Consider the following 538-nt stretch of genomic DNA (forward strand, 5'->3'; position numbering starts at 1 on the left):
TGATAATTGAATCATTGCCAGATATTGAGTTTTCAAGGTGCATAGCTAAAATCTATGTGCGAAGTTTGAGTAATATATTCTTTATATTAAGGAAAGATTACGATGTAAAAGAACGAAGATAAGTACTGGTTAATTTATGTTCTATCTTTGATGTAGAAGGGCTGGATAAAGCAAAGATACTTTCAGGGCTTCAAAATGAAGATTTTTCCGATTTTGAGGATTGTCTACAGATGGAGTGTGCAAAAGCATTTGATGCAGAATATATTGTAACAAGAAATATAGATGATTATAAATCATCGGAAATAAGAGCAATTTTGCCTAAAGATTATTTGGAATTATAGGTAACATAAGTTTTCTGTATAAAAAATGAAGCACCAACGGATTAATTAATCATCTGAAGGTGCTTTTTTTGGTGTCTTGCTGCCGGGAATGGATATCGTCAACGGCTTCCTGGAGATACATATTCAGCCATGTCATTTTGATGGATTGTTGTTTTAATTCATTGATACGTTTATCCAGATATCGGGAAAGCCAGTTC

At 33.1% G+C, this 538-nt stretch carries 1 protein-coding gene; it reads left to right on the plus strand.

Features of this window, described 5'->3' with window-relative positions:
- Positions 1-176 precede the first annotated feature (176 nt).
- Positions 177-341: a PIN domain-containing protein gene (locus D5281_RS27120; RefSeq protein ID WP_334296638.1), complete on the plus strand. Its 165-nt coding sequence runs from the start codon at positions 177-179 to the stop codon at positions 339-341.
- Positions 342-538 lie beyond the last annotated feature (197 nt).

The organism is Parablautia muri (assembly GCF_009917485.1).
GTDB lineage: Bacteria > Bacillota > Clostridia > Lachnospirales > Lachnospiraceae > Suilimivivens > Suilimivivens muri.